The organism is Gordonia amicalis NBRC 100051 = JCM 11271 (assembly GCF_000332995.1).
GTDB lineage: Bacteria > Actinomycetota > Actinomycetes > Mycobacteriales > Mycobacteriaceae > Gordonia > Gordonia amicalis.
The window spans coordinates 13715-34812 of the sequence record NZ_BANS01000002.1 but is presented as its reverse complement, the minus strand read 5'-3'; the positions used below and the strand labels follow the sequence as shown (position 1 = coordinate 34812).

Annotated in this window: 26 protein-coding genes and 1 pseudogene; 18 read left to right on the top strand and 9 right to left on the bottom strand. The window is 67.0% G+C overall.

Annotated elements, in window-relative coordinates; all coding sequences use genetic code 11:
- Positions 1–22 precede the first annotated feature (22 nt).
- The 4 genes and pseudogenes from map to GOAMI_RS01450 all read left to right on the top strand — a co-directional run bounded on the left by map (position 23) and on the right by GOAMI_RS01450 (position 4920).
- Positions 23–817 carry a type I methionyl aminopeptidase gene (gene map / locus GOAMI_RS01465; RefSeq protein WP_006434611.1) on the top strand — a complete coding sequence of 265 codons (795 nt, stop codon included), beginning with the start codon at positions 23–25 and terminating at the stop codon, positions 815–817.
- 261 nt (positions 818–1078) lie between these two features.
- On the top strand, positions 1079–3172 hold the full coding sequence (locus GOAMI_RS01460) for a bifunctional lysylphosphatidylglycerol flippase/synthetase MprF (protein ID WP_006434610.1): 2094 nt from the start codon (positions 1079–1081) through the stop codon (positions 3170–3172).
- Positions 3173–3326: 154 nt separating this feature from the next.
- Positions 3327–3755: pseudogene (locus GOAMI_RS01455) on the top strand (extracellular solute-binding protein); the annotation flags it as partial.
- Between the two features lie 58 nt (positions 3756–3813).
- On the top strand, positions 3814–4920 hold the full coding sequence (locus tag GOAMI_RS01450; protein WP_040004490.1) for an ABC transporter ATP-binding protein: 1107 nt from the start codon (positions 3814–3816) through the stop codon (positions 4918–4920).
- Here the strand turns inward: GOAMI_RS01450 and fdhD are convergent.
- The 5 genes from fdhD to GOAMI_RS01425 all read right to left on the bottom strand — a co-directional run bounded on the left by fdhD (position 4910) and on the right by GOAMI_RS01425 (position 8073).
- Positions 4910–5767 carry a formate dehydrogenase accessory sulfurtransferase FdhD gene (fdhD, locus tag GOAMI_RS01445; RefSeq protein ID WP_006434607.1) on the bottom strand — a complete coding sequence of 286 codons (858 nt, stop codon included), beginning with the start codon at positions 5765–5767 and terminating at the stop codon, positions 4910–4912. The genes GOAMI_RS01450 and fdhD overlap by 11 nt on opposite strands.
- A gap of 16 nt (positions 5768–5783) precedes the next feature.
- The gene (gene dtd, locus GOAMI_RS01440) at positions 5784–6233 is read right to left on the bottom strand and encodes a D-aminoacyl-tRNA deacylase (RefSeq protein WP_006434606.1); all 450 of its coding nucleotides are present in this window, start codon (positions 6231–6233) and stop codon (positions 5784–5786) included.
- 55 nt (positions 6234–6288) lie between these two features.
- The gene (locus tag GOAMI_RS01435) at positions 6289–6792 is read right to left on the bottom strand and encodes a hypothetical protein (protein WP_006434605.1); all 504 of its coding nucleotides are present in this window, start codon (positions 6790–6792) and stop codon (positions 6289–6291) included.
- 160 nt (positions 6793–6952) lie between these two features.
- Entirely contained in the window at positions 6953–7669 is a 717-nt protein-coding gene (locus GOAMI_RS01430) for an SIMPL domain-containing protein (RefSeq protein ID WP_006434604.1), read from the bottom strand.
- An 11-nt stretch (positions 7670–7680) separates the two neighbouring features.
- On the bottom strand, positions 7681–8073 hold the full coding sequence (locus GOAMI_RS01425; protein WP_006434603.1) for a phage holin family protein: 393 nt from the start codon (positions 8071–8073) through the stop codon (positions 7681–7683).
- Positions 8074–8370: 297 nt separating this feature from the next.
- Between GOAMI_RS01425 and infA the strand changes: the two genes are divergently transcribed.
- The 8 genes from infA to truA all read left to right on the top strand — a co-directional run bounded on the left by infA (position 8371) and on the right by truA (position 13131).
- Complete coding sequence (gene infA, locus GOAMI_RS01420; protein WP_004023539.1) at positions 8371–8592, top strand: translation initiation factor IF-1; 222 nt, start codon at positions 8371–8373, stop codon at positions 8590–8592.
- 119 nt (positions 8593–8711) lie between these two features.
- Positions 8712–8825, top strand: a complete 114-nt coding sequence (gene rpmJ, locus GOAMI_RS01415; protein ID WP_005207978.1) for a 50S ribosomal protein L36 — start codon at positions 8712–8714, stop codon at positions 8823–8825.
- A 210-nt stretch (positions 8826–9035) separates the two neighbouring features.
- Positions 9036–9404, top strand: coding sequence for a 30S ribosomal protein S13 (gene rpsM / locus GOAMI_RS01410; RefSeq protein WP_006360180.1), 369 nt, complete (start codon positions 9036–9038; stop codon positions 9402–9404).
- Positions 9404–9811, top strand: coding sequence for a 30S ribosomal protein S11 (gene rpsK / locus GOAMI_RS01405; RefSeq protein ID WP_004023536.1), 408 nt, complete (start codon positions 9404–9406; stop codon positions 9809–9811). Before rpsM ends, rpsK begins: the two co-directional genes overlap by 1 nt.
- A 24-nt stretch (positions 9812–9835) precedes the next feature.
- Positions 9836–10441, top strand: a complete 606-nt coding sequence (gene rpsD / locus GOAMI_RS01400; protein ID WP_005197585.1) for a 30S ribosomal protein S4 — start codon at positions 9836–9838, stop codon at positions 10439–10441.
- A gap of 89 nt (positions 10442–10530) precedes the next feature.
- Positions 10531–11583, top strand: coding sequence for a DNA-directed RNA polymerase subunit alpha (locus tag GOAMI_RS01395; RefSeq protein ID WP_006434602.1), 1053 nt, complete (start codon positions 10531–10533; stop codon positions 11581–11583).
- Between the two features lie 83 nt (positions 11584–11666).
- Complete coding sequence (gene rplQ, locus GOAMI_RS01390; RefSeq protein WP_006434601.1) at positions 11667–12236, top strand: 50S ribosomal protein L17; 570 nt, start codon at positions 11667–11669, stop codon at positions 12234–12236.
- Positions 12237–12255: 19 nt separating this feature from the next.
- The gene (gene truA, locus GOAMI_RS01385; RefSeq protein ID WP_182156182.1) at positions 12256–13131 is read left to right on the top strand and encodes a tRNA pseudouridine(38-40) synthase TruA; all 876 of its coding nucleotides are present in this window, start codon (positions 12256–12258) and stop codon (positions 13129–13131) included.
- 41 nt (positions 13132–13172) lie between these two features.
- Here the strand turns inward: truA and GOAMI_RS01380 are convergent, their stop codons facing one another.
- The 3 genes from GOAMI_RS01380 to GOAMI_RS01370 form a co-directional block, all read right to left on the bottom strand.
- Positions 13173–13808 (bottom strand): TM2 domain-containing protein, encoded by a 636-nt coding sequence (locus GOAMI_RS01380; RefSeq protein ID WP_006434599.1) that lies wholly within the window; start codon positions 13806–13808, stop codon positions 13173–13175.
- 60 nt (positions 13809–13868) lie between these two features.
- Entirely contained in the window at positions 13869–14375 is a 507-nt protein-coding gene (locus tag GOAMI_RS01375) for a hypothetical protein (protein ID WP_006434598.1), read from the bottom strand.
- A gap of 73 nt (positions 14376–14448) precedes the next feature.
- Complete coding sequence (locus tag GOAMI_RS01370; RefSeq protein ID WP_006434597.1) at positions 14449–15519, bottom strand: alpha/beta fold hydrolase; 1071 nt, start codon at positions 15517–15519, stop codon at positions 14449–14451.
- A gap of 190 nt (positions 15520–15709) precedes the next feature.
- On the opposite strand from GOAMI_RS01370, the gene GOAMI_RS01365 reads away from it, so the two are divergent.
- Positions 15710–16381 (top strand): DedA family protein, encoded by a 672-nt coding sequence (locus GOAMI_RS01365; RefSeq protein ID WP_040004493.1) that lies wholly within the window; start codon positions 15710–15712, stop codon positions 16379–16381.
- A gap of 9 nt (positions 16382–16390) precedes the next feature.
- On the opposite strand, the gene GOAMI_RS01360 is transcribed toward GOAMI_RS01365, so the two are convergent.
- Complete coding sequence (locus GOAMI_RS01360) at positions 16391–17920, bottom strand: MinD/ParA family ATP-binding protein (RefSeq protein WP_006434595.1); 1530 nt, start codon at positions 17918–17920, stop codon at positions 16391–16393.
- A 397-nt stretch (positions 17921–18317) separates the two neighbouring features.
- On the opposite strand from GOAMI_RS01360, the gene GOAMI_RS01355 reads away from it, so the two are divergent.
- The 5 genes from GOAMI_RS01355 to GOAMI_RS01335 are packed head-to-tail and all read left to right on the top strand — an operon-like array spanning position 18318 to position 21048.
- The gene (locus tag GOAMI_RS01355) at positions 18318–18704 is read left to right on the top strand and encodes a hypothetical protein (protein WP_006434594.1); all 387 of its coding nucleotides are present in this window, start codon (positions 18318–18320) and stop codon (positions 18702–18704) included.
- 8 nt (positions 18705–18712) lie between these two features.
- Positions 18713–19027 (top strand): YbaB/EbfC family nucleoid-associated protein, encoded by a 315-nt coding sequence (locus GOAMI_RS01350; RefSeq protein WP_006434593.1) that lies wholly within the window; start codon positions 18713–18715, stop codon positions 19025–19027.
- A 58-nt stretch (positions 19028–19085) separates the two neighbouring features.
- Positions 19086–19394, top strand: coding sequence for a type VII secretion target (locus tag GOAMI_RS01345; RefSeq protein WP_006434592.1), 309 nt, complete (start codon positions 19086–19088; stop codon positions 19392–19394).
- Positions 19391–20740, top strand: a complete 1350-nt coding sequence (locus GOAMI_RS01340; protein ID WP_006434591.1) for a hypothetical protein — start codon at positions 19391–19393, stop codon at positions 20738–20740. Before GOAMI_RS01345 ends, GOAMI_RS01340 begins: the two co-directional genes overlap by 4 nt.
- Positions 20737–21048, top strand: coding sequence for a PE family protein (locus GOAMI_RS01335; protein WP_006434590.1), 312 nt, complete (start codon positions 20737–20739; stop codon positions 21046–21048). Before GOAMI_RS01340 ends, GOAMI_RS01335 begins: the two co-directional genes overlap by 4 nt.
- The last annotated feature ends 50 nt before the right edge of the window (positions 21049–21098 follow it).

The window sequence follows — 21098 nt, the reverse complement described above, 5'->3', positions numbered from 1 at the left end:
TCGGTCACGACTGCGTCCGCTCATGGGCTTTCGTAAACGCAAACGCGTCCCGTTCCGCTCCGCCGGGGAACTCGACGCGATGGCGGCGGCGGGCGCGGTCGTCGGTGCGGCTCTGGTGGCCGTCCGCGCGGCGTCGAAGCCAGGGGTCACCACCCTCGACCTCGACGAGGTCGCCGAGTCCGTCATCCGCGAGGCCGGCGCCGTGCCGTCCTTCAAGGGCTACCACGGCTTCCCGGGATCGATCTGCAGTTCGGTGAACGAGGTCGTGGTCCACGGAATCCCGTCGGCCGATGTCGTTCTCGCCGACGGTGATCTGGTGTCCATCGACTGTGGTGCGGTCCTCGACGGCTGGCACGGTGACTCGGCCTGGACCTTCGGTGTCGGAGAGCTGTCGCAAGCCGATGCGGACCTGTCCGAGGCCACCCGGCTCTCGATGGAGGCCGGTATCGCCGCCATGGTCGACGGCGCGCGCCTGACCGACATCTCCCATGCGATCGAACTCGGTACCCGCGCCGCCGAGGAGAAGTTCAGCCGTCCCTTCGGCATCGTCGACGGGTACGGCGGTCACGGCATCGGCCGGGAGATGCACATGGACCCGTTCCTCGCGAACGAGGGCGCGCCGGGCAAGGGCCCGCTGCTGGTGATCGGGTCGACGCTCGCGATCGAGCCGATGCTGACTCTCGGCACCGTGGACACCACTGTCCTCGAGGACGACTGGACGGTCGTCACCGACGACGGATCCCGCGCCGCCCACTGGGAACACACGGTCGCGGTGACCGCCGACGGTCCGCGGATTCTGACGCCTCGCCCCGAATGAGGTTCTCGCCCTCTGGGTGTTGAACGCCGCCATCGGTCCGCCGCTGTCGGCGTCCCGCAGTGCTGACTGGCCGGGGTTCACGGCGTGGGCGGTTGCCCTCCGGCAGCAAACGCCATGGCTCGCCCAACGTCTCGGGCTCGGGCCGCCCGGACAGCCGACGCACGGTCCAGTTGTGCGCCGGAATCGCCCGGAGCGCATCGAATACGGGACATTGCCGAACAAGGAGGCACCGCGGGGCAGCGCGCCGTCGTACGGTTGACCATGCACTTCGACGTGTCGTGGTCCTCTGCTGTCCGCCGGTTGCCGTTCACCGCCGCGCTCGCCATCGCGCTTGCGGTCGTCGGGGTGGCGACCGGGTCGCTCTGGAGCCGGGCGAACGACAAGGCCTGGTATCACGAGGTGGCCTTCGGTCTGCCCGCTCTGCGTGAGGGCAAGTGGTGGACGCCGATCAGCTCCGCCTTCGTCGAACCCGGCCCGTGGCTGTACGTCCTCGCGTTCGTGGTCGTGATCGTCGGAATGGGTTGGGCCGAGTGGCAACTGGGCACCGTGAAGGCGATCCTGGTCGGCGTCGGCGGCCACCTCGTCGCCGGCTTCCTGACCGTCGGTCTGCTGTGGCTGTTGTCGACCGAGGTCACCTCCTGGCGGTGGGCCGAGGAGCTGGCCGATTCGCGGGGGACCGGTGTCGGCGCCCTGGTCGTGTCCGCGGTCGCGGTGGCCTCGGCGACCGTCCGGTCACCGTGGCGCCTGCGCGTGCGTGTGCTGATGGGTGCGGTCGTCGCCATCGCCTTCCTGTTCCAGGGGACGCTCGCCTCCGTCGAATACGTTCTCGCAGCGGTCATCATGCTGGTGATCGGGGAGAAGTTCTTCGCCACCAAGGAACGCGGCTACATGCCGCGCACTCGGCGTGAGGTCCGGATGCTGGGCTGTGCCGCGCTGCTGGTGATCGCGGCGGCGAACCTGATGGTCTTCCTGTTCCCCGGGGACGGCCCGCTGGGCCCGACCGACGCGGGCGACGCCTCCGTGTTCACCATGCTGATCGGTCTGGTGATCAACGTGCTGATCGCCGACCAGCTGCGGCGGGGAAAGCGCTGGGCCTGGTGGGTCGCGGTCGTGATCGGCGCAGTGAACGTCGTCGCGACGGTGTTGACCGTCGTGCTCGTCATCTTCACCGACGTCTCCACCGAGGGTGCGGTGACACTGGGAACCACATTGCTGTGGGCGTTGTTGCTCGCCATCCTGATCCCCGGCCGGTTCGCGTTCGCCGTCCCGTGGCGGGTGCGGCATGTGGGCGCGGGAGATGACCCCGACGCCGACCCGGTCGACCGGGTCAAGGCGCTCCTGCGTGAACACGGCGGCGGCACGATGTCGTGGATGACGACCTGGCCTGGCAACTCCTATCAGTTCACCGGCAGTGCGGATGATTCCGCCGGGCAGTCGGTGGTCACCTACCAGAACCACGTCGGGACCCTTCTGGCACTGGCAGATCCGGTGTGCGCACCGGAGCGGGGCAAGGCGGCGGTCGACGCCTTCATCGAGCTCGCGGAGCGATCCGGTGCGACGCCGTGCTGGTTCTCCATCGGGTCGTCGACATCGGAGATCGTCACCGAACGCGGCTGGCTCAGCGTGCAGATCGCGGAGGACACGATCGTCGACCTGCCCGGCCTCGAGTTCAAGGGCAAGCCGTGGCAACACGTGCGGTCGGCGATGAACAAGGCCACCAAGCAGGACATCTCGATGAAGATGGTGACGCTCGCCGACGAGTCCTTCGCCGTGCGTACCCAGGTCCGCGCCATCTCCGAGGAATGGGTGGGGGACAAGGGCTTACCGGAGATGGGTTTCACGCTCGGCAGTGTGGAGGAGGCGATGGATCCCGCGGTGCGGGTCGCCCTCGCCGTCGATCCGGACGGCAACGTCCACGGTGTGCTGTCGTGGCTCCCGGTGTACGGGCCCGGCGGCGGGGTTGCGGGTTGGACCCTCGACATCATGCGGCGCCGGACCGACGGTTTCGGTCCCGTCGTCGAGTACCTCATCGCCTCCTCGGCTGTCGCGTTCAAAGACGAGGGCGCACAGTTCATCTCGCTGTCGGGTGCGCCGCTGGCCCGGACCGGGGATTTCGATCCCGAGCCGCTCGACAAACTGCTCGACGCGCTCGGCGCAGCGCTCGAACCCTACTACGGTTTCCGGTCGTTGCACACGTTCAAGAAGAAGTTCAATCCGCGCTACGAGCCCGTGTACCTGGCTGTTCGCGACGAAGGTGATCTTCCCCGCATCGGTCTCGCGATCTCGCGCGCCTATCTGCCCGACGCCACCGCCGGGCAGTTGCTCAAGCTCGCGGCGGCCGGCAAGGAGGCGTAGGCCGCCCGGCAACCGGTACGCTCGACCTGGACGACCGTACCGGTTGTGACACCCACCGGACACCCAGTTGTCACCGGATCGCCCCCGACTGGTTCGCGGGATGTCCGAATCGATCTGAATACTCCCCCGGATGCCCGCGGTCACCGAACGAGTCCTTCCCCAAGTAGACGGGACAAAGGGCTGCCCGACCGGCGGCGCCGGCCTCGCCATCCCGGCGAAGATCTCCGATGAGCGGAAGGTGAACGCGCTCAGGTTCATCGACTTCTTCACCAACACCGCCAACACCGCGTACTTCTCGCAGAACGTCGGTTACATGCCGGTGCGGACCGGGGCGGCCGACGACCCGTCGATGAAGAAGTTCCTGGCCGAGAACCCGAACTTCAAGACCGCCATCGAGCAGCTGCCGAACACCAAGTCGCAGGATTACGCCCGGGTGTTCCTGCCCGGCGCCGACAAGGTGATCGGCACCGGTTACGAGCAGATCGGTCTGCGCAACGCCGATGTCACCAAGACCCTCGGCGATGTGCAGCAGCAGCTGCAGCGGATCTACGACGGACAGATCAAGTCCAAGCTGCCGAACTGATCACGCACCCCGTAACCATCTCCCAACAGCAAGACACAGGGCAGGATTCGATAGTTTCATGGCTTCAGTGACCTTCGACGCGGCGACCCGCCGGTTCGCCGACGACCTACCACCCGCGGTGGATTCGCTCGATCTCGACATCGCCGACGGCGAGTTCATGGTGCTCGTCGGCCCGTCGGGTTGCGGTAAGTCGACCAGCCTCCGGATGGTCGCGGGCCTGGAGTCGGTGGAATCGGGGGCCATCCTGATCGACGGCGTCGACGTCGTCGGGATGGCCCCCAGGGCGCGCGACGTCGCAATGGTGTTCCAGAACTATGCGCTGTACCCGAACATGACGGTCGCCGACAACATGGGCTTTGCCCTCCGCAATGCCGGTATGAGCAAGCCGGACACCGGCAAGCGTGTGGCCGAAGTCGCCGAAATGCTCGACATCGCACATCTTCTCGACCGGAAGCCCGCCAAACTGTCGGGGGGACAACGGCAGCGGGTGGCGATGGGACGTGCGATCGTCCGGCGTCCCAAGATCTTCTGCATGGACGAGCCGTTGTCCAACCTCGACGCGAAGCTGCGAGTCAGCACCCGCGCGCAGATCGCCGCGATGCAGCGGGATGTCTCAATGCTGTACGTGACACACGACCAGATCGAGGCGATGACCATGGGACACCGGGTGGCCGTCCTCGACCATGGTGTGTTGCAGCAGGTGGGCACTCCGCGGGAGATCTACTCGAGGCCGTCGAATCTGTTCGTCGCATCGTTCATGGGGTCGCCGCAGATGTGTCTGATCAACGGCCGTATCGACGCCGGTGTCGTGCGTCTGGGCGCGGCACACCTACCGGTGCCCGACTCCGTTCTCGCCGCTGCGACGTCCGCGGAGGTGGTCGTCGGACTCCGCGCCGAATCGTGGACGGTCTCGACCGTCTCGCACGACGGGGCGCTGCGCGGGACGGTTGATCTGGTCGAGGAACTCGGTGCCGAACAGTTCGTCTACTGCAGTGCCGATGTCCCGCTGCGGAACAGCCGTATCGTCGTTCGCGTCGACCATCGACGCACCATCGATGTCGGTGACGTGGTCGGTCTGGTGCCGGAGCCCTCCGAGACCTACTGGTTCGACCCGGTCACCGGTGCCGCACTCGACGATCCGCTGCGCCACGACCTCAACTCGTGACGGTCCCGGCGTGTTCGTCGACGGCGACGACCCGGTCCGGCCGCGTGTAGACCACCATCGACTCGCCGCGGGAGAACCCGATCAGGGTGATGCCGAGTTCGTCGGCGAGGTCGGCGGCAAGCGAGGACGGCGCCGACACCGCGCTCAGCATCGGGATGCCCGCCATCGCGGCCTTCTGCACCAGTTCGAAGCTCGCCCGGCCGGAAACCTGGAGGACGGTGCCGGTCAACGGGAGTCGGTCGGCGAGGACCGCCCAGCCGACGACCTTGTCGACGGCGTTGTGCCGGCCCACGTCCTCGCGGACGACGAGCAGTTCGCCGTCGGCGTCGAAGAGCGCCGCCGCGTGGAGCCCGCCGGTCTTGTCGAAGACGTCCTGTTCGACGCGTAGACGGTCGGGGAGACCCAGCAGCGTGTCGACGTCGACGGTCAAGGTGTCGGCTGCCGGGTCGTGGGCCGACGCGGTGTGGACGGACTCGATGCTGTCCTTGCCGCAGACACCACAGGCACTGGTCATGGTGTTGTGACGGACGACGCCGGGTGCGGGCGGCGGAACGTGGGCGGCCAGCGAGACGTCGACGACGTTGTAGGTGTTCGCGCCGGTGGAGTCGGTACCCGCGCAGTACCGCGCGGTGGCGTAGTCGCGGCCGGCGATGATGAGACCCTCGGAGACGAGGTATCCGGCCACGAGTTCGAAATCGTGGCCGGGGGTACGCATGGTGACGCTCAGCTGTCGACCGCCCACGCGGATCTCCAGCGGTTCCTCGACGGCGAGGGTGTCGGCACGCTGCGTCGGGGCCGCATCGCGTCGGATGCGGGTGACGCGGCGTCGTGCGGTTATTCGTCCCACGGTTCGACCCTAGTCGTCAGACGTCGAGGATCAGGGTGACCGGTCCGTCGTTGACCAGGCTCACCTGCATGTTCGCTCCGAACCGGCCGGTGGCGACGGTTGCCCCGGCGGCGCGCAGGGCGTCGGCGACCGCGTCGACCAGCGGTTCGGCCACCGGGCCCGGCGCCGCGGCGTTCCAGGACGGGCGTCGTCCCTTGGTGGTGTTGGCGTACAGGGTGAACTGGCTGATGACCAGGATCGGGGCGTCGATGTCGGCGGCGGCTTTCTCGGGGCCCTCGTCGCCGTTGAAGATCCGCAGACGCCAGATCTTGTCGGCCAGTTTCGCGGCGTGGTCGGGGGTGTCGTCGTGGGTGGCGCCGACGAGCGCGACCAGGCCCGAACCGCCGGCCGGGATGTCGAGTTCACCGACGACCTCGCCGTCGACGCTCACGCGGGCTTGACTGACTCGCTGGATGACGGCTCGCACCGGTCCAGGATGCCAGGCGCGCGTGGCTCTTTCGCGCCAGGGGAGACCCGGAGAGCTAGTTGATCTCGATGTCCCCGTCGAACTCGTACGGGGTGGCCCCGGGATTGCATCCACGGAAGGAGTGGGTGGGTGCCGGGCCGTTCACCCCGACCGTGTTCTCATCGCCCTTGCGTACGGTGATCTGCACCGCGAGCACGTCCTTCAGCGGAGCGGGGACGAGGTTGGGCTCGGTGCCGGTGATCGGGTACACCAGCGACGCCGTGTTGCCCTCGGTGTAGATGCATGTGATCGGTCCCTTGACCTTGAACGGGAGGGGATTGTCGTCGTCGCCGGCCAGCAGTGTCGCGACGTAGGTTCCGGTGGTCTTACCCTCCGCGTCGGTGGTGCCCTCGGCCTTGATCTCGAGGATCTCGAGGTCCGGCGCGATCTCGAGTTCGCCGGAGATCTTCAGCGACTTGGTCTCGGCGGCGTCGGCCGGTGCGGCGACCCCCAGGGTCGCAATCACTGCGGCCGCGGCCATCCCGGTGGCGGTGAGTGCGCGTACTCGAATACCCGTCATGACAATCTCCTTCGATCGACCCCGTTCTGGTCCTCCCGACCCGCCTCACCGTAAGAGCGTGTTTCGGCGACGATGGGGAGTTGTCACCCAGTCGTTGCCGTTCTGTGCCGAGAATTCTCCGCGCACCGGGCAATTCGGACGCGTCTCACCGCGAACGTGCTCAGTTGAGCGCGAAGGTCACCGTGACCGTGAAGGTCAACTCCTGTTCGCCGGGCTCGATGGGGACGGGTGCGGCGGCGACGTCGCGCTCGAAGGTGCCGGGGGAGGCGGGCTGCTCCTGGCCACTGGTCGTCTCCTTGATGGTCAGCACCTTGCCGAGTGAATCGTCGGCGAGCGAGGCGTACTGCTCGGCGCGGCCGCGGGCGTCGTCGAACGCTGCCTTTCGGGCCTGCTCGAGGAGTTCCGAATCGTCGTCGATGGCGAATGCGACGTTGCTGATCCGGGTGTTGTCGCCGCCTACGGTCGCCGCGGCGCTCAGGACCGTGGACGCCTTGGAGATGTCGCGGATGGTGACCCGGATCGAGTTGGTCGCCACGTAGCCGCTGATCTGGCTGGAACCGCCGGGGACCGGACTGGCGTACTGCGGACTCACCGACACCTGCTGGGTGGCCACGTCCTTGCGATCCACGCCGGCGTCGACCACAGCGTCGGCGACCGCGCGGATCTTCTCGCTCGTCTCGTTCAGTGCGGTGGTCACGTCGCCGGCCGTGGACTCGACGCCGATGTCGGCTCGCAGGGTGTCCGGGGCGCCGCTGACCTGACCGGACCCGACGACGGTGACCGAGCGTTGTTGGTCGACGGCACCGTCGCTACCGCACGCGGTCAGTGCCAGCGCGGCCGCGAGGGCCGCCACGAATCCGACTCGACGGATGCCCATGCTCATCGTCCTCATCGATCGACCGGGTCCCGCATCAGCAGCGCGAGTAGCCAGCCCACGACCGAGACGACGATCGCGCCGAAGATCGCCGACCAGAAGAAGTCGTCGACCTCGAGACCCCAGTGCGTGGTGTTGCGGGTGATCCACGCGGTGATCTCCAACATCAACGCATTGATCACGATGTGGATGAGCCCCAGCGTCAGGATGTAGAAGGGGATCGAGATGATCTGCACGATCGGCTTCACGAAGGCGTTGAGGACGCCGAAGATCACGGCCACGACCAGCGCGATCCCGATCTTCTCGGCCGTCGTCGACCCGCCGACGAACTCGATGCCCGGGACGATCAGCGTCGCCACCCACAACGCCACCGCGGTGCACACGGTGCGGACCAGAAATGCCAGCATGCGCAACAGTCTGCCAGTACGGTCGTGCCGAAATCGTGGTCTCGTGTCCGAACCACGTGGATTGCCGGAGTGGATCGGCACGCATTTGGACTGTTCTCGCAGTTCGCGTAACATAGAACGTCGGTGCGTCTCGCGTGCCGGTGTCTGCGTGTCCCCACGCTGGTCCGGCAATCGCTCGCACCGGGTGCAGGTCCTCGCGGACCGGTGCCCACACCCTAACGGACAAACACTGATTCAACCGGGCCAACGACGCAGCACCACCCGGGTGTCGCGGAAACGGCCAGGATCGCGGAGGACATGGCGAAGAAAGACGGGGCCATCGAGGTCGAGGGTCGAGTGATCGAACCCCTGCCCAATGCGATGTTTCGTATTGAGCTGGAAAACGGACACAAGGTTCTCGCCCACATCAGCGGCAAGATGCGGCAGCACTACATCCGCATCCTGCCCGAGGACCGGGTCGTCGTGGAACTTTCGCCCTACGACCTGGCTCGTGGGCGGATTGTGTACCGCTACAAGTAAGACTTTCCCGGCACCGCCGGGAGAAGACTTCCCCGACATCCGTCTGGGAGGAGACCGACACCCACGTGTACGGCCGCGTTTCGGCGTGCGCGCGGGCGAGCCGAGCAGGAGAGATTGACGTGAAGGTTCAGCCGAGCGTCAAGCCGATCTGCGAGAAGTGCAAGGTGATCCGCCGCAACGGTCGGGTCATGGTGATCTGCGAGAACCTGCGTCACAAGCAGCGTCAGGGCTGATCACGCGCACCCTCCGGGTCGCTTGAGTCAAAACAACTGAAAAACGACAACTGAACATCAGAAGACCTCTCAGCACCAGCGGCGACAGACGAGTCACCGCCTACCTCCGGATCAGAGGCCGGAGCCCGCGAGGCCGAACACACGGTTCGGCACCAGCTCACGGGACGGACTGGGAGAAGACCTCTGGAAACCGAAAAGGAAATCCGCCACATGGCACGTGTTGCTGGTGTGGATCTCCCCCGCGAAAAGCGGCTGGAGATCGCACTGACCTACATCTACGGAGTTGGGCGCACCACCTCCAAGGAGATCCTCGCGGGAACGGGCCTCAGCCCCGACCTCCGTGCGAAGGACCTCACTGACGCAGACGTCTCGAAGCTGCGTGAGTACATCGAAGCCTCGGTGAAGGTCGAGGGTGACCTGCGTCGCGAGGTGCAGGCCGATATCCGTCGCAAGATCGAGATCGGCTGCTACCAGGGTCTGCGCCACCGTCGTGGCCTGCCCGTCCGTGGACAGCGCACCAAGACCAATGCCCGCACTCGCAAGGGCCCGAAGAAGACCATCGCCGGGAAGAAGAAGTAATGCCTCCGAAGTCACGTAGCGCAGGCCCCAAGAAGGGCACCCGCCGTCGCGATAAGAAGAACGTCCCGCACGGCCACGCACACATCAAGTCGACGTTCAACAACACCATCGTGTCGATCAGCGACCCCAGCGGAAACATCATCAGCTGGGCGTCGTCGGGCCACGTCGGTTTCAAGGGCTCGCGCAAGAGCACCCCGTTCGCGGCTCAGCTCGCGGCCGAGAACGCTGCGCGCAAGGCCCAGGAACACGGCGTCAAGAAGGTCGACGTGTTCGTCAAGGGACCGGGCTCGGGTCGTGAGACCGCCATCCGCTCCCTGCAGGCAGCCGGCCTCGAGGTCGGCACCATTTCCGATGTCACCCCGCAGCCGCACAACGGTTGCCGTCCGCCCAAGCGGCGTCGGGTCTAGCGGGAAAGGGAGGAACAGAGAAACATGGCTCGTTATACCGGCCCCGCAACAAAGAAGTCTCGTCGTCTTCGCGTCGATCTGATCGGTGGAGACGCTGCGTTCGAGCGTCGCCCCTACCCGCCCGGCCAGCACGGCCGCTCGCGGATCAAGGAGAGCGAATACCTCCTGCAGCTGCAGGAGAAGCAGAAGGCCCGCTTCACCTACGGAGTGATGGAGAAGCAGTTCCGTCGCTACTTCGAGGAGGCGAATCGTCGCACCGGCAAGACCGGTGACGAACTGCTGAAGCTGCTCGAGACCCGTCTCGACAACGTCGTGTACCGCTCGGGCATCGCGCGGACCCGTCGTCAGGCTCGCCAGCTGGTCAGCCACGGCCACTTCACCGTCAACGGTGTGAAGGTCGACGTCCCCAGCTACCGCGTCAGCCAGTACGACATCATCGACGTCCGTCCGAAGTCGCTGCAGACCGTCCCGTTCCAGATCGCCAAGGAGCTCGTCGGCGATCGTCCGGTCCCGGGTTGGCTCCAGGTCGTGCCCTCGACCCTGCGCATCCTCGTGCACTCGGTGCCCGAGCGCGCCCAGATCGAGGTCCCGCTGCAGGAACAGCTCATCGTCGAGTTCTACTCCAAGTAGTTCTTCGAGCAAGACCAGCCCGACAGCTACCTGCTGTTCGGTTCACCCTCGAGGCCGTCATATAGCGGGCGGCCAAAGGAGAAAACGAAATGCTCATCTCACAGCGACCCACCCTCACCGAGGAAGTCATCGCCGAGAACCGGTCGAAGTTCGTCATCGAACCGCTCGAGCCGGGCTTCGGTTACACCCTCGGTAACTCGCTGCGTCGTACTCTGCTCAGCTCGATCCCGGGTGCTGCGATCACCAGCATCCGCATCGACGGTGTCCTGCACGAGTTCACCACCGTCCCCGGGGTCAAGGAAGACGTCACCGACATCATCCTGAACCTCAAGGGCCTCGTGGTCTCCTCGGACGAGGACGAGCCGGTCACCATGTACGTGCGCAAGCAGGGTCCGGGCACCGTCACCGGCGCCGACATCGTGCCCCCGGCCGGTGTCACCGTGCACAACCCCGATCTGCACATCGCAACCCTGAACGACAAGGGCAAGCTCGAGATCGAGCTCGTCGTCGAGCGGGGCCGCGGCTACGTGCCGGCCGTGCAGAACAAGGCGTCGGGTGCCGAGATCGGCCGTATCCCGGTCGACTCGATCTACTCGCCGGTGCTCAAGGTGACCTACAAGGTCGAGGCCACCCGTGTCGAGCAGCGCACCGACTTCGATCGGCTCGTGCTCGACGTGGAGACCAAGAACTCGATCAGCGCGCGTGACGCGCTGGCGTCGGCGGGCAAGACCCTGGTGGAGCTCTTCGGGCTCGCCCGGGAGCTCAACGTCGAGGCCGAGGGCATCGAGATCGGGCCGTCTCCGGCGGAGGCCGACCACCTCGCGTCGTTCAGCCTGCCGATCGAGGATCTCGAGCTGACCGTCCGTTCGTACAACTGCCTCAAGCGCGAGGGTGTTCACACCGTCGGCGAGCTGGTTGCCCGGACCGAGTCGGATCTGCTCGACATCCGCAACTTCGGCCAGAAGTCGATCGACGAGGTCAAGGTCAAGCTGCACGCGCTCGGCCTGTCCCTCAAGGACAGCCCGGCCAGCTTCGACCCGTCGCAGGTCGCCGGTTACGACCCCGCCACCGGTACGTGGTCGGAAGACGCGTCGTTCGACGCCGATTCCGGTGAGGATTTCGCCGAAACCGAACAGCTCTAGTCGCGTCGCCGCGGCAAGCTGTCACGCTCGCCCAAACCCTGACTTCCCGCTCGAGCGATCGGGAGTCCTCCTAGGAGAAGACAATGCCCAAGCCCACCAAGGGTGCCCGCCTCGGCGGGTCGGCCAGCCACCAGAAAGCGATGCTGGCGAACCTCGCCACCTCGCTCTTCGAGCACGGCCGCATCACCACCACCGAAGCAAAGGCCAAGCGCCTGCGCCCGTACGCGGAAAAGATCATCACCCACGCCAAGGCCGGCAAGCTGGCCAACCGTCGTGAGGTGCTGAAGGACATCCGCAACAAGGACGTCGTGCACACGCTGTTCGACGAGATCGGCCCGTTCTTCGCCGATCGCAACGGTGGCTACACCCGCATCATCAAGACGCTGCCGCGCAAGGGTGACAACGCCCCCATGGCCGTGATCGAGCTGGTGCGCGAGACCACCGCGTCGAGCGAGGCTTCGCGCGCGACCCGCGTCGCCGCCTCGAAGAAGGCCGCGGAGACCGAGAACGTGGTGGAGGCCGTCGAGGCCGACGCCACCGACGCCGAGGTCGCCAACGCCGAAGCTGTCGCCGAGGCCGTCGACGACGAGTCGACCGCCGCCATCGCCGTGGAGGCGGAAGAGGCGACCGACGCAGACGACGACAAGAAGTAGTCGACTGAGTCGAGAACTGCTGACCGAACCCGTCGGCCCGGATTCCGGTGCCGGCGGGTTCTGTCGTCTGCGCTTCGACCTCGGCTACGACGGCACCGATTTCGCCGGATGGGCACGGCAGATCGGTCAGCGCAGTGTGTGCGAGGAGCTCGAGACCCGGTTGTCGACGATCCTGCGGGTGCCGGTCCGGCTGACGGTGGCCGGGCGGACCGACGCCGGTGTGCATGCGACGGGGCAGGTCGCTCATGCCGTCATCCCGGCCTCGGCGCTGGAGACCCGGTCGATCGGCGGGGACCCGTCGACCCTCGTCGGTCGACTGGCGAAGATGTGCCCGGATGACATCCGGGTGAAAGAGGTCCGGGTGGTGCCGGACGCATTCGATGCGCGGTTCTCCGCGCTGCGACGCCACTACCGGTACCGGCTGGACGATTCGCGCTGGGGCCCGGAACCCGTGGTGGCTCGGACCACGGCGACGTGGCGCCGACCGCTCGATGTGCAAACGATGAACGCCGCGTCGTCGGAGTTGTTGGGACTGAACGATTTCGCCGCCTTCTGCCGTCGACGCGAGGGCGCGACGACGATCCGCGATCTCCAGCGTTTCGAGTGGACCCGCGACCCGGACGGTGTCCTCGTCGGTGAGGTCAGCGCGGATGCGTTCTGCTGGTCGATGGTGCGGTCGCTGGTGGGTGCCGTCGCGAGCGTCGGCGACGGCCGGCGCGACCTCGACTGGTGTCGAGGACTTCTCTCGGAGAAGGTGCGCAGCCCGCAGGTTCCGGTGGCGGAGGCCCGCGGCCTGTGTCTGGTGGGCGTCGACTATCCCGCCGACGACGAACTCGCCGCCCGCAACACGGTGACCCGCGACGTGCGCGGGTCCACCGGTTGCTGCGGCGGCTGAGTAGCCCTGCTCCCTGAGTAGCCCCGGAGCGTATCGAAGGGTCAGTTCCCGAGCTTGAGGCCGTTCTTGTCCCGGACGCTGCCGGTCAGCATCATGATGCCGTCGACGAGGGCCCAGATCGCCACGCCGAAGATCAGCACGAACCCGATCAGGAAGATCGCGGTGATGTAGCCGATGATGGTCAGGCCGAGCTGGATACCGCCGATGGTGTTGTCGCCGATGTAGAAGCGGCCGACGCCGAGGGAGCCGAGGAAGATCTGGAGCAGACCCGCGACGAGCTTCGACTTGTCCGACAGCGGTTCGCCGGTCGCGGGATCGCGACCGTACGGAGCGGTCGGGTCCGGTGCGCCGGGATATCCATAGCCCGCCGGTGCACCGTACTGAGGTGCTCCGTACTGAGGTGCTCCGTACTGGGGTGCTCCGTACTGGGGTGCTCCGTACTGGGGTGCTCCGTACTGGGCGGAACCGTACTGCGGCGGGGTGCCGTACTGCTGCTGGGCGTCATACCCCTGCGGCGACTGGTAACCCTCGGGCGCGCCGGGAGACGGCGGTGCCGCGTATCCCGCGCTGGGGTCGGTGCCGTGGGCCGGGCCGCCGTTCTGGGAGGTCTCCGCAGGCGGGGGCTGTTTCACGAACGGATCGTACGGCTTGTCTCCGGGGTTCTCCGGACTGGTCATCGGGGTCGTCCTCCTCGGTGTGGTCCTGCGTGGTGTCGAGCGTGCTCGGGGGTCGTGCGGTCAGGCCATCGCAGCCAGCGTGCGGGCGTAGTTGACGCGACCCGAGACGTCACCCATGGTGACCGGCGAAAAGGCCGGGATGTTGGTGACGTGCAGGAAGCCGCCCGCGCCGCGCACGGTCACCTGGATGTATCCGGTGGTACTGCGTTCCTTCATCAGCAGGAACAGCAGGCTGAGAAAGCACACCATGAAGAACCCCACGATGGCCAGTACCAGACCGGTCTGTGACATCCGTTCGGTCGACACGGACATGTCGGTGACGGTCCACTGGGTGCCGGAGATGGGACAGGTGCCCGAGGGCGTGATGACGAAGTTCTGGGTGCACGTGATGTCGCCGATCACGACGAGCGGTTGCTCGGGGATCGGTCCTGCACCGTACTGGTATTGAGTCGGATCCGCCTGTGGCGCACCGTAGCCGGGCACGGCGAAACCGGGGCTCGAGTCGTACTCGGAACGTTGGTGCGGGAACGGCGTAGTGCCGTCGGGCCCGCCACCCGGGTAGGTCATGGACCCATGGTGGCACAGACCTCCGACGTGTGACGGCGGTGTGCGGGCTCACGCCCGGCGGCGGTGTGTGGGCTCAGGTCGCGTTGCGTTCGTCTTCGAACGCCTCGAGTACCTCCTCGACCGTGTCCTCGTCGCCGGTGAACTGCTCGGGATGAGCTCCCTTGGACATCAGATGACGCCAGTTCAGCGGGTCGAACACGATGGGCTCGTGCCGCGAGATGAAGTCGATGACCACTCGGCAGAAGCGTTCCGGATCGTCGTGGAACGGGAAATGTCCGGAGCCGACAAAGGTTTCGAGTTCGGAGTGCGGAATCGCCGAATGCGCGAGTTCGGCGTGGTGATACGGGATCACGATGTCCTCGTCACCCCAGACGAGCAGCACGGGGAGGCGTTCGGTGAGGTAGCTGCGGTCGAGCATCGTGACCGACTGTCCGCGCCAGTCGACCACGGCTCGCAGTGTTCGCAGGAACGCCGAACAGGCCGTCGGGTCGGCGAGGCCGCCGAGGACGCGCATCAGGTCCTCATGATCGGCGAGAAGGCGCGCGGGTGTGGCGCTCGCCGGCGCGAACGGGAGTACCGGGGCGGCCGCGGCGGCCTTCGCGGCGACCCGGAGTCCGGGTACGACGCCCGGGATCCGCAGCGCCGACAGGGCCTGGTGGACGACCGGCAGCGAGATCAGGCGCAGGGCCGGGTTGACCTCCCTGGTCACGCCGCCGGCGGCGACGAGGACCAGGCGCTCGACGAACCGCGGGAACTGATAGCAGAACTGCATCGCCACACCGCCGCCGAGGGAGTGCCCGACGACGGTGACCTTGGAGTGCCCCAGGACGACGAGGAGATCGCGCATCCCGTTGGCGAAAGCCGGGACCGAATAGTCGGCCCGGGGTTTGTCGGAAAGGCCGTGGCCGAGGAGATCCGGCGCGATGACCGTGTAGTGCTGCGCCAGAATCGGGATGACCTCGTCCCACGTCGACGAGTTGTCGCCGATGCCGTGGATGAGCAGCAGGGCGGGACCGCTGCCGGCGATCCGGTAGGCGCGACGGTAGCCGTGGATCGTGTGGTACTCGATGCGGACGTCGGTGTCGGTGACGGGTCGCAAGGACGGGCCTGGTGTCTTCGACGGACCGGGGATCTTGGACGGCACTGTGGTTCCCCCTTCTGCTCGAGGTGTGCTGCTTTCAATCGAGTAAACCCCATCTCGTGGGAGGTCGCGCGCCGGTATGTGAGTGGGACGGATGACCAGGCCGGCCGTCGCCCGGACCTCGACCGGAATTCATCTGTTGGTCCGGTCCGAACAACCGTCTCACCTGCGCGAACCACTACTGTTGGCGCTGATGAATCCGTTCGATGTCGAATCCTTCGTGGCCACCGGTGGCCTGGTCGGTCTGTGCGTCCTGGTCTTCGTCGAGACCGGATTGCTGGTCGGCGTCGTCTTCCCCGGTGACTCGCTCCTGTTCACCGCGGGCGTCTTCGTCGCGCAACCCGACCCGTTCGCACCGGTCTGGCTGGTCATTCCCCTGGTGGCGCTGGCCGCGGTGGCGGGGGACCAGTGCGGCTACTTCATCGGTCGACGGCTGGGTCGCGGTGTCGTCGAGGGCCGGATGATGCGGAGCATCGGTCCCGAATATGTGGTGAAGACCAACGCCTTCTTCGACCGATTCGGTCCGCTGACGGTGTTTTTCGGCCGGTTCATCGGGATCGTCCGAACGCTGACGCCACTCGTCGCGGGCTTCAGCGGGATGTCGCACCGTGTGTTCACGCTGTTCAGCGTTCTGGGTAGCTTCGTCTGGGCGGGCGGGATAATCCTGGCGGGCTACCTGCTCGGCAACGTGCCGGTCGTCCGCGACAACATCGAGATCCTCATCATCGGATCTGTTTTCACGGTCGTGGTGCCGATGTTCGTGCACGCGGCGCGGCGCTGGCGGGAGACGCGACGACGGCAGCGCGCCGTCGCGCCGGTGGACTCGACCCCGTCGGAGGAACAGGTCCCGCCAGAAGCGACGTGAGATCCCGATCTATCCGAGGTAGGGATCTTCCCGCGGCAGCGTGGTACCCGAGAAATCGTCGGCGATGGTGGCCGCGAGCTCGACGAACGACCGCTTGGCGTCCTTCGACATCAGCTCGAGGTCGACGTCGGCGCCCTCCGCGAGATGGTCGTCGAACGGGATCTTGTGGACCGCACGGCACCTGGTCAGGAAGTGCTGGCCCAGCTGATCGGTGTCGATGGTCGACGACCCGGGACGCGACGAACTCAGCACGACGACGGCCCGCGACACGAGGTGTCCGAAACCGTGGGCCTCGAGCCAGTCCAGGGTCGCACCGGCGCTGCGTGCACCGTCGAGCGCCGGCGAGCTGACCAGGATGATCGTGTTGGCGAGGTCGAGGACACCGTTCATCGCCGAGTGGCTCAGACCGGTGCCGCAGTCGGTGATGATAAGGTTGTAGAACCGCTGGAGGATGGTGACGACCCCGCGGTACTCCTCCTCGTTGAACGCCTCGGCCACCGCCGGATCACGTTCGGAGGCAAGCACTTCCAGGCGGCTGGGCGCCTGAGATGTGTGAGCCCGGACATCGGAGTAGCGGTACACGTTCTGATCGGCGAGCAGATCGCGGACCGTGGACCGGGTCTGCTGCGGGATGCGCTGGGCAAGCGTGCCGAGGTCGGGGTTGGCGTCGACGGCGATCACCCGGTCACCGCGCAGGGAGGCGAAGGTCGAGCCGAGGCCGACGGTGGTCGTCGTCTTGCCGACGCCGCCCTTCAGCGACAGCACCGCGATCCGATAGTCGCCCCGCACGGGTCGGTTCACCCGTTCCAGGAGCTGCTGATAGGCGATGTCGCCCTGTGACTCGCCGGGATTTATGGCGCCGGCCGACAGGGTGTGGACCGCTCGTCGCCATCCGCGGCTCGGTGCACGACGGGCCTTGCGGATCAATGCAACTTCGTCCAGCGACGGTCCGCCCGGTGGCGGACCGTAACCCGCAGGCATCGGCTGACCCGGATATGCGGGCGCGGGGCCGGTGCCCGGGCCGAACTGTCCCGGCGGCATCTGCCCGTTCACCATCGGCGGGCCGGCGGGGCGAGCCGGGAAGTGGGCTCCGGACTCCGGGAACGACGGAGGCAGGTGAGGTGCGGGTGGGGGTGACTGGTCGAACGGGGGAGTGGGCCCGGGGTGGATGGGCGGTCCGGGCGGCGGCGTGTAGGGGTCGGCTGCCGGATGCGTGGCGGGGAACCGGCCCGGCTCGGGCGCGGGCGGAACCGGCGGTGGCGTGTACCGACCGGTGGTCGCGGGCGTGGTGCGGTCAGCGGGATTCGTCTCGGGTGGACGCGGTGCGTCGTGGCCGGGCGGCGCTGCGGAGTTCGGCGGGGTGTGGCCGGGGACCGGCGGAAAAGCGGTGTCCTGGCCGTCTTTCGACGAGGGCGGTGGCGCCGGTGCCGACGGTGGTTGCGGAGCCGGTGCGGCCTCCGGGGGAGGCGGTGCGAACTGCAGCCACGGCGGTGGTGCCGGCGCGTCGGCGCCGTTCGGCGTCGAGTTCTCGTACGTCATCGGGGAATCCTCTGGTCTTGCGGCCGGGCCGACGGGGCGAGCGGTGATCCGTGCGCGAGCACGATCACCGGCGGCATGCGAGGATCTGCTTGCACTGTGATCGACTCCGGCAGCGTCGACGAGAGTGTACCCAAGGGTGTGAGAGGATTTCGGACGAGATCCACAGTTCGTCTCACGCCTGGGTTCGAGATATCGGATTCGGTGTGTGGTGGCGTTGATCGGATTGTGGCAGGATCAGGCACTTGAATCCCAGGTGCGAGGCGGGGCGGCACCGTGGTCATGGTGAGGCATGACGCGGTGCACGGTATCTGGGAGATGGTTTCGTCGAACGAAAATTCGATGGAACCGGGAGGGACCCGTCTGCGTCTAATTCGGCGTGAAGGGGGGTTCGGCTTCGATGAGCTACACCGAAGAGACGGCAACGTATGCCGATGACGCGCGCGACGGCGACGATCCGTGGGCGGCTGTGCATCAGTTCTCACAAGCACGTTCGCGATCTGGTGGCCTGGCCGTCCGGACAACGGCCCAAGGTCTGCCGGTTGCCGTGCACATCGCATCCACCGAACTCGACAAACACCCCGAACTGCTGGCTGCTGACATCCTGCGTCTGTGCAAGCAGGCCGCGATGTCGGCCGGAATCCGGTTGCGGGAGAACCTGCTCGCGGCCGGAATCGATCGCGATCTCGTCAACGAGATGAAGCTGCCGCGTCCGGAGGATCTGTCCGCGGCCGAAGAGCGTGACGACGAGGAAGCCGACGCCATGACGTCGTGGTTGCGCCGATGAGCTGGGCCATGGACGAACTCGAGGCGCGTGCCGCCCGTCAGCTGGACGGACTGCGATCTTTCCAGGAGAACCTCGAGGCGATCACGGTGGCGGTGACCTCGGCCGACGGTCTGGTGACCGCCGAGGTCGACGCGAAGGGGGCCCTGATCGATCTTCGCCTCGAGCGTGGCGCGAACGAACTCGGCGCCGCACGGCTGGGTGAGCAGATCGTGGCGACTTCGGCTCTTGCCGCACAACGGGTCTACGCCCGCGTGGCGGCCGTGACCGAGGACTTCAACGAATCATTCGGCGACATGCTCGGTGCGCGTCCGGCGGGTGAATGACGTCGACCGGCCGACAGGTGGCCGACCGAGAAAGACTTGCACTCACGAGGGGGTTGTGATGACAAACGTGAAAGTGACATCCGAAGCGCTCGAAGGCTTCGCGGCGACGAATGCGGCCATGGCGTCCGCCATCGGAACGGCCGGGTCGATCGACGCCGCCGCCAACACGGCTGCGATGGTCCCGGTGTTCGGCCTCATCGGTCAGGAGTTCCTCGCGTCGTTCATCGTCGCTCAGGCCAATCACCTGATGTCGGTCGGACAGCTCGCCGCGGTACACGCCGCGACCGCCGCCTCCACGGTGGCAGGTCTCGCCGAGTACGAGGGCACCGACGCGGCGACCGCCGCGGCGATCCGTTCGGTGCTGTGACCCCGATTCCACCGTGGCCAGGCCCGCTGCCCGGCGTCCCGGACGTGCCCGCACTCGACCACATGACGGTGCAGGAGATGATCGACGCCAGTCCGCTCGGACCGATCCTCGACCGCACGGTTGCGGATGTGCTCGGGGGACTGGGACTTCCGCCCCTCCCCGCGCTGCCGTCGTTGCCGCCGATGCCGGGTCTGCCACCGATACAGCCACCGAACCTGGACATGTTCATCAAGCCGATCACCGACCTGCTCGGTGGGTTCGGCAGCGGTGATCTCAACGGGGCCGGCTTCGACCCGACGATCATCTTCGACAGCCTCACCAAGGTGCTCGAGACGTCGATGACGATGGGGCAGGGCGCACTCAAGCTCGCCGATCAGCTGTGGGCGGGCCAGGGTGCGGTCGGTGCGGCCACCAAGACTGCCGAGGCCGGAACGAACAGCACAGCCCTGGCAGCCCAGGGGTCCGGTATCTCGATCGACACCAAGACCGCCGCCGCCATCGTCGCGAAAGGGCTGGCCGTCGTCCAGGGAATCGTCGCCGCCACGGTCGCCAAGATCTCGGCTCTGGTCCCCGTCATCATGAGTCCGGCGATCGCGGTCGGGCTCAGTACGGCGGCAGTGGTCGCCGGAGCCGGGCTCGAACTGGCCACCGCGGCGGTCGCGGTGACCCGGGGAGAACTCCTCGCTCCCACGACGGCCATGACCGCGAACGGGGCGCCCGTCGCGGTCACGGGCGCGCCCAGCGCAGGTGCCGGGCAGTCCCCGTTCACCCTGGCCGGCTCGGTCCTCGACGTGGTCTCCCCGGCGGTGTCCACTGCCGTCGAACTCCCGTCCTCGTTGATGCAGCCGATCAGCAAGATGCTCGGCGTCGATCCCGATTCGGCGATCGTCGGTCCAGCTGGAATCCCGCTCACCAAGGCCAAGGCCGCCGGAGGCGGCGGCGGAGGGGGCGGCGGCGGTGGTGGCGGCGGAAGTGGTGGAGTCGGCGGCATCATGGCGCCGCTGAGCGCGTCCCGTCCGACGGTGCCGACCGGTTTCGGCGTCGGCGAGCCTGCGATGGGATCGCCGTCGGCGACGCGGGTCGCGACGACGCCGGCGGCGATGCCGATGGGCGGGGCGCCGATGGGCGCAGCCGGAGCCGGAGCGCGTGGAGCAGGTGCGTCCGAGGGTCAGCACAGCGTGCCCGATTATCTGGTCACCGAGGACAACGGGCGCGCGGTGGTCGGTGAAGATCCCGAGGTCGCACCCGCGGTCATCGGCCACGACGAGACGGCCGACACCGATTCCGGTCCGGACATCGAGCTACGGCTGGGCGTGCCCGGTCTGACACGAGACGAGGAAGTATGAGCAACACACAACTTCGCGTAGATCCCGCCGAATTGTTCTCGGCTGCAACTGAGCTCGACAAAATCGCGGATCGGCTCGAGCTGGCTCTCAACGGAGCGGGGCCGAAGCTCGCGGTTCACGCCCAGGGGCGGGATGAGGTGTCGACCGCGACCGCGGCCAGTTTCACCTCGGTGGCCCGGGAGTTCGAGAAGGACACGGCGACCGGCATTCTCGAGCTTCGCAAGATCGCCGCCCTGCTCCGGGCGCAGGCGTCCGGATTCATCGAGGGTGAAGCCGAGGCCGTCGCAGCATTCAAGACCGAGGCGTGAACCCACATACCTGACCGACCGCCGCCACCGCGGCAGTCGACTCGGACATC

Bases quoted from the DNA above. Each gene is read 5' to 3' on its own strand.
- infA (WP_004023539.1), top strand. From the start codon at position 8,371: ATGGCGAAGAAAGACGGGGCCATCGAGGTCGAGGGTCGAGTGATCGAA.
- GOAMI_RS01335 (WP_006434590.1), top strand. From the start codon at position 20,737: ATGAGCAACACACAACTTCGCGTAGATCCCGCCGAATTGTTCTCGGCT.
- GOAMI_RS01450 (WP_040004490.1), top strand. From the start codon at position 3,814: ATGGCTTCAGTGACCTTCGACGCGGCGACCCGCCGGTTCGCCGACGAC.
- GOAMI_RS01435 (WP_006434605.1), bottom strand. From the start codon at position 6,792: ATGACGGGTATTCGAGTACGCGCACTCACCGCCACCGGGATGGCCGCG.
- GOAMI_RS01365 (WP_040004493.1), top strand. From the start codon at position 15,710: ATGAATCCGTTCGATGTCGAATCCTTCGTGGCCACCGGTGGCCTGGTC.
- GOAMI_RS01425 (WP_006434603.1), bottom strand. From the start codon at position 8,073: ATGCTGGCATTTCTGGTCCGCACCGTGTGCACCGCGGTGGCGTTGTGG.
- rpsD (WP_005197585.1), top strand. From the start codon at position 9,836: ATGGCTCGTTATACCGGCCCCGCAACAAAGAAGTCTCGTCGTCTTCGC.
- GOAMI_RS01350 (WP_006434593.1), top strand. From the start codon at position 18,713: ATGGACGAACTCGAGGCGCGTGCCGCCCGTCAGCTGGACGGACTGCGA.
- GOAMI_RS01380 (WP_006434599.1), bottom strand. From the start codon at position 13,808: ATGACCAGTCCGGAGAACCCCGGAGACAAGCCGTACGATCCGTTCGTG.
- GOAMI_RS01375 (WP_006434598.1), bottom strand. From the start codon at position 14,375: ATGACCTACCCGGGTGGCGGGCCCGACGGCACTACGCCGTTCCCGCAC.
- GOAMI_RS01430 (WP_006434604.1), bottom strand. From the start codon at position 7,669: ATGGGCATCCGTCGAGTCGGATTCGTGGCGGCCCTCGCGGCCGCGCTG.
- rplQ (WP_006434601.1), top strand. From the start codon at position 11,667: ATGCCCAAGCCCACCAAGGGTGCCCGCCTCGGCGGGTCGGCCAGCCAC.
- GOAMI_RS01360 (WP_006434595.1), bottom strand. From the start codon at position 17,920: ATGACGTACGAGAACTCGACGCCGAACGGCGCCGACGCGCCGGCACCA.
- GOAMI_RS01355 (WP_006434594.1), top strand. From the start codon at position 18,318: ATGAGCTACACCGAAGAGACGGCAACGTATGCCGATGACGCGCGCGAC.
- GOAMI_RS01395 (WP_006434602.1), top strand. From the start codon at position 10,531: ATGCTCATCTCACAGCGACCCACCCTCACCGAGGAAGTCATCGCCGAG.
- GOAMI_RS01345 (WP_006434592.1), top strand. From the start codon at position 19,086: ATGACAAACGTGAAAGTGACATCCGAAGCGCTCGAAGGCTTCGCGGCG.
- rpsK (WP_004023536.1), top strand. From the start codon at position 9,404: ATGCCTCCGAAGTCACGTAGCGCAGGCCCCAAGAAGGGCACCCGCCGT.
- map (WP_006434611.1), top strand. From the start codon at position 23: ATGGGCTTTCGTAAACGCAAACGCGTCCCGTTCCGCTCCGCCGGGGAA.
- GOAMI_RS01460 (WP_006434610.1), top strand. From the start codon at position 1,079: ATGCACTTCGACGTGTCGTGGTCCTCTGCTGTCCGCCGGTTGCCGTTC.
- rpsM (WP_006360180.1), top strand. From the start codon at position 9,036: ATGGCACGTGTTGCTGGTGTGGATCTCCCCCGCGAAAAGCGGCTGGAG.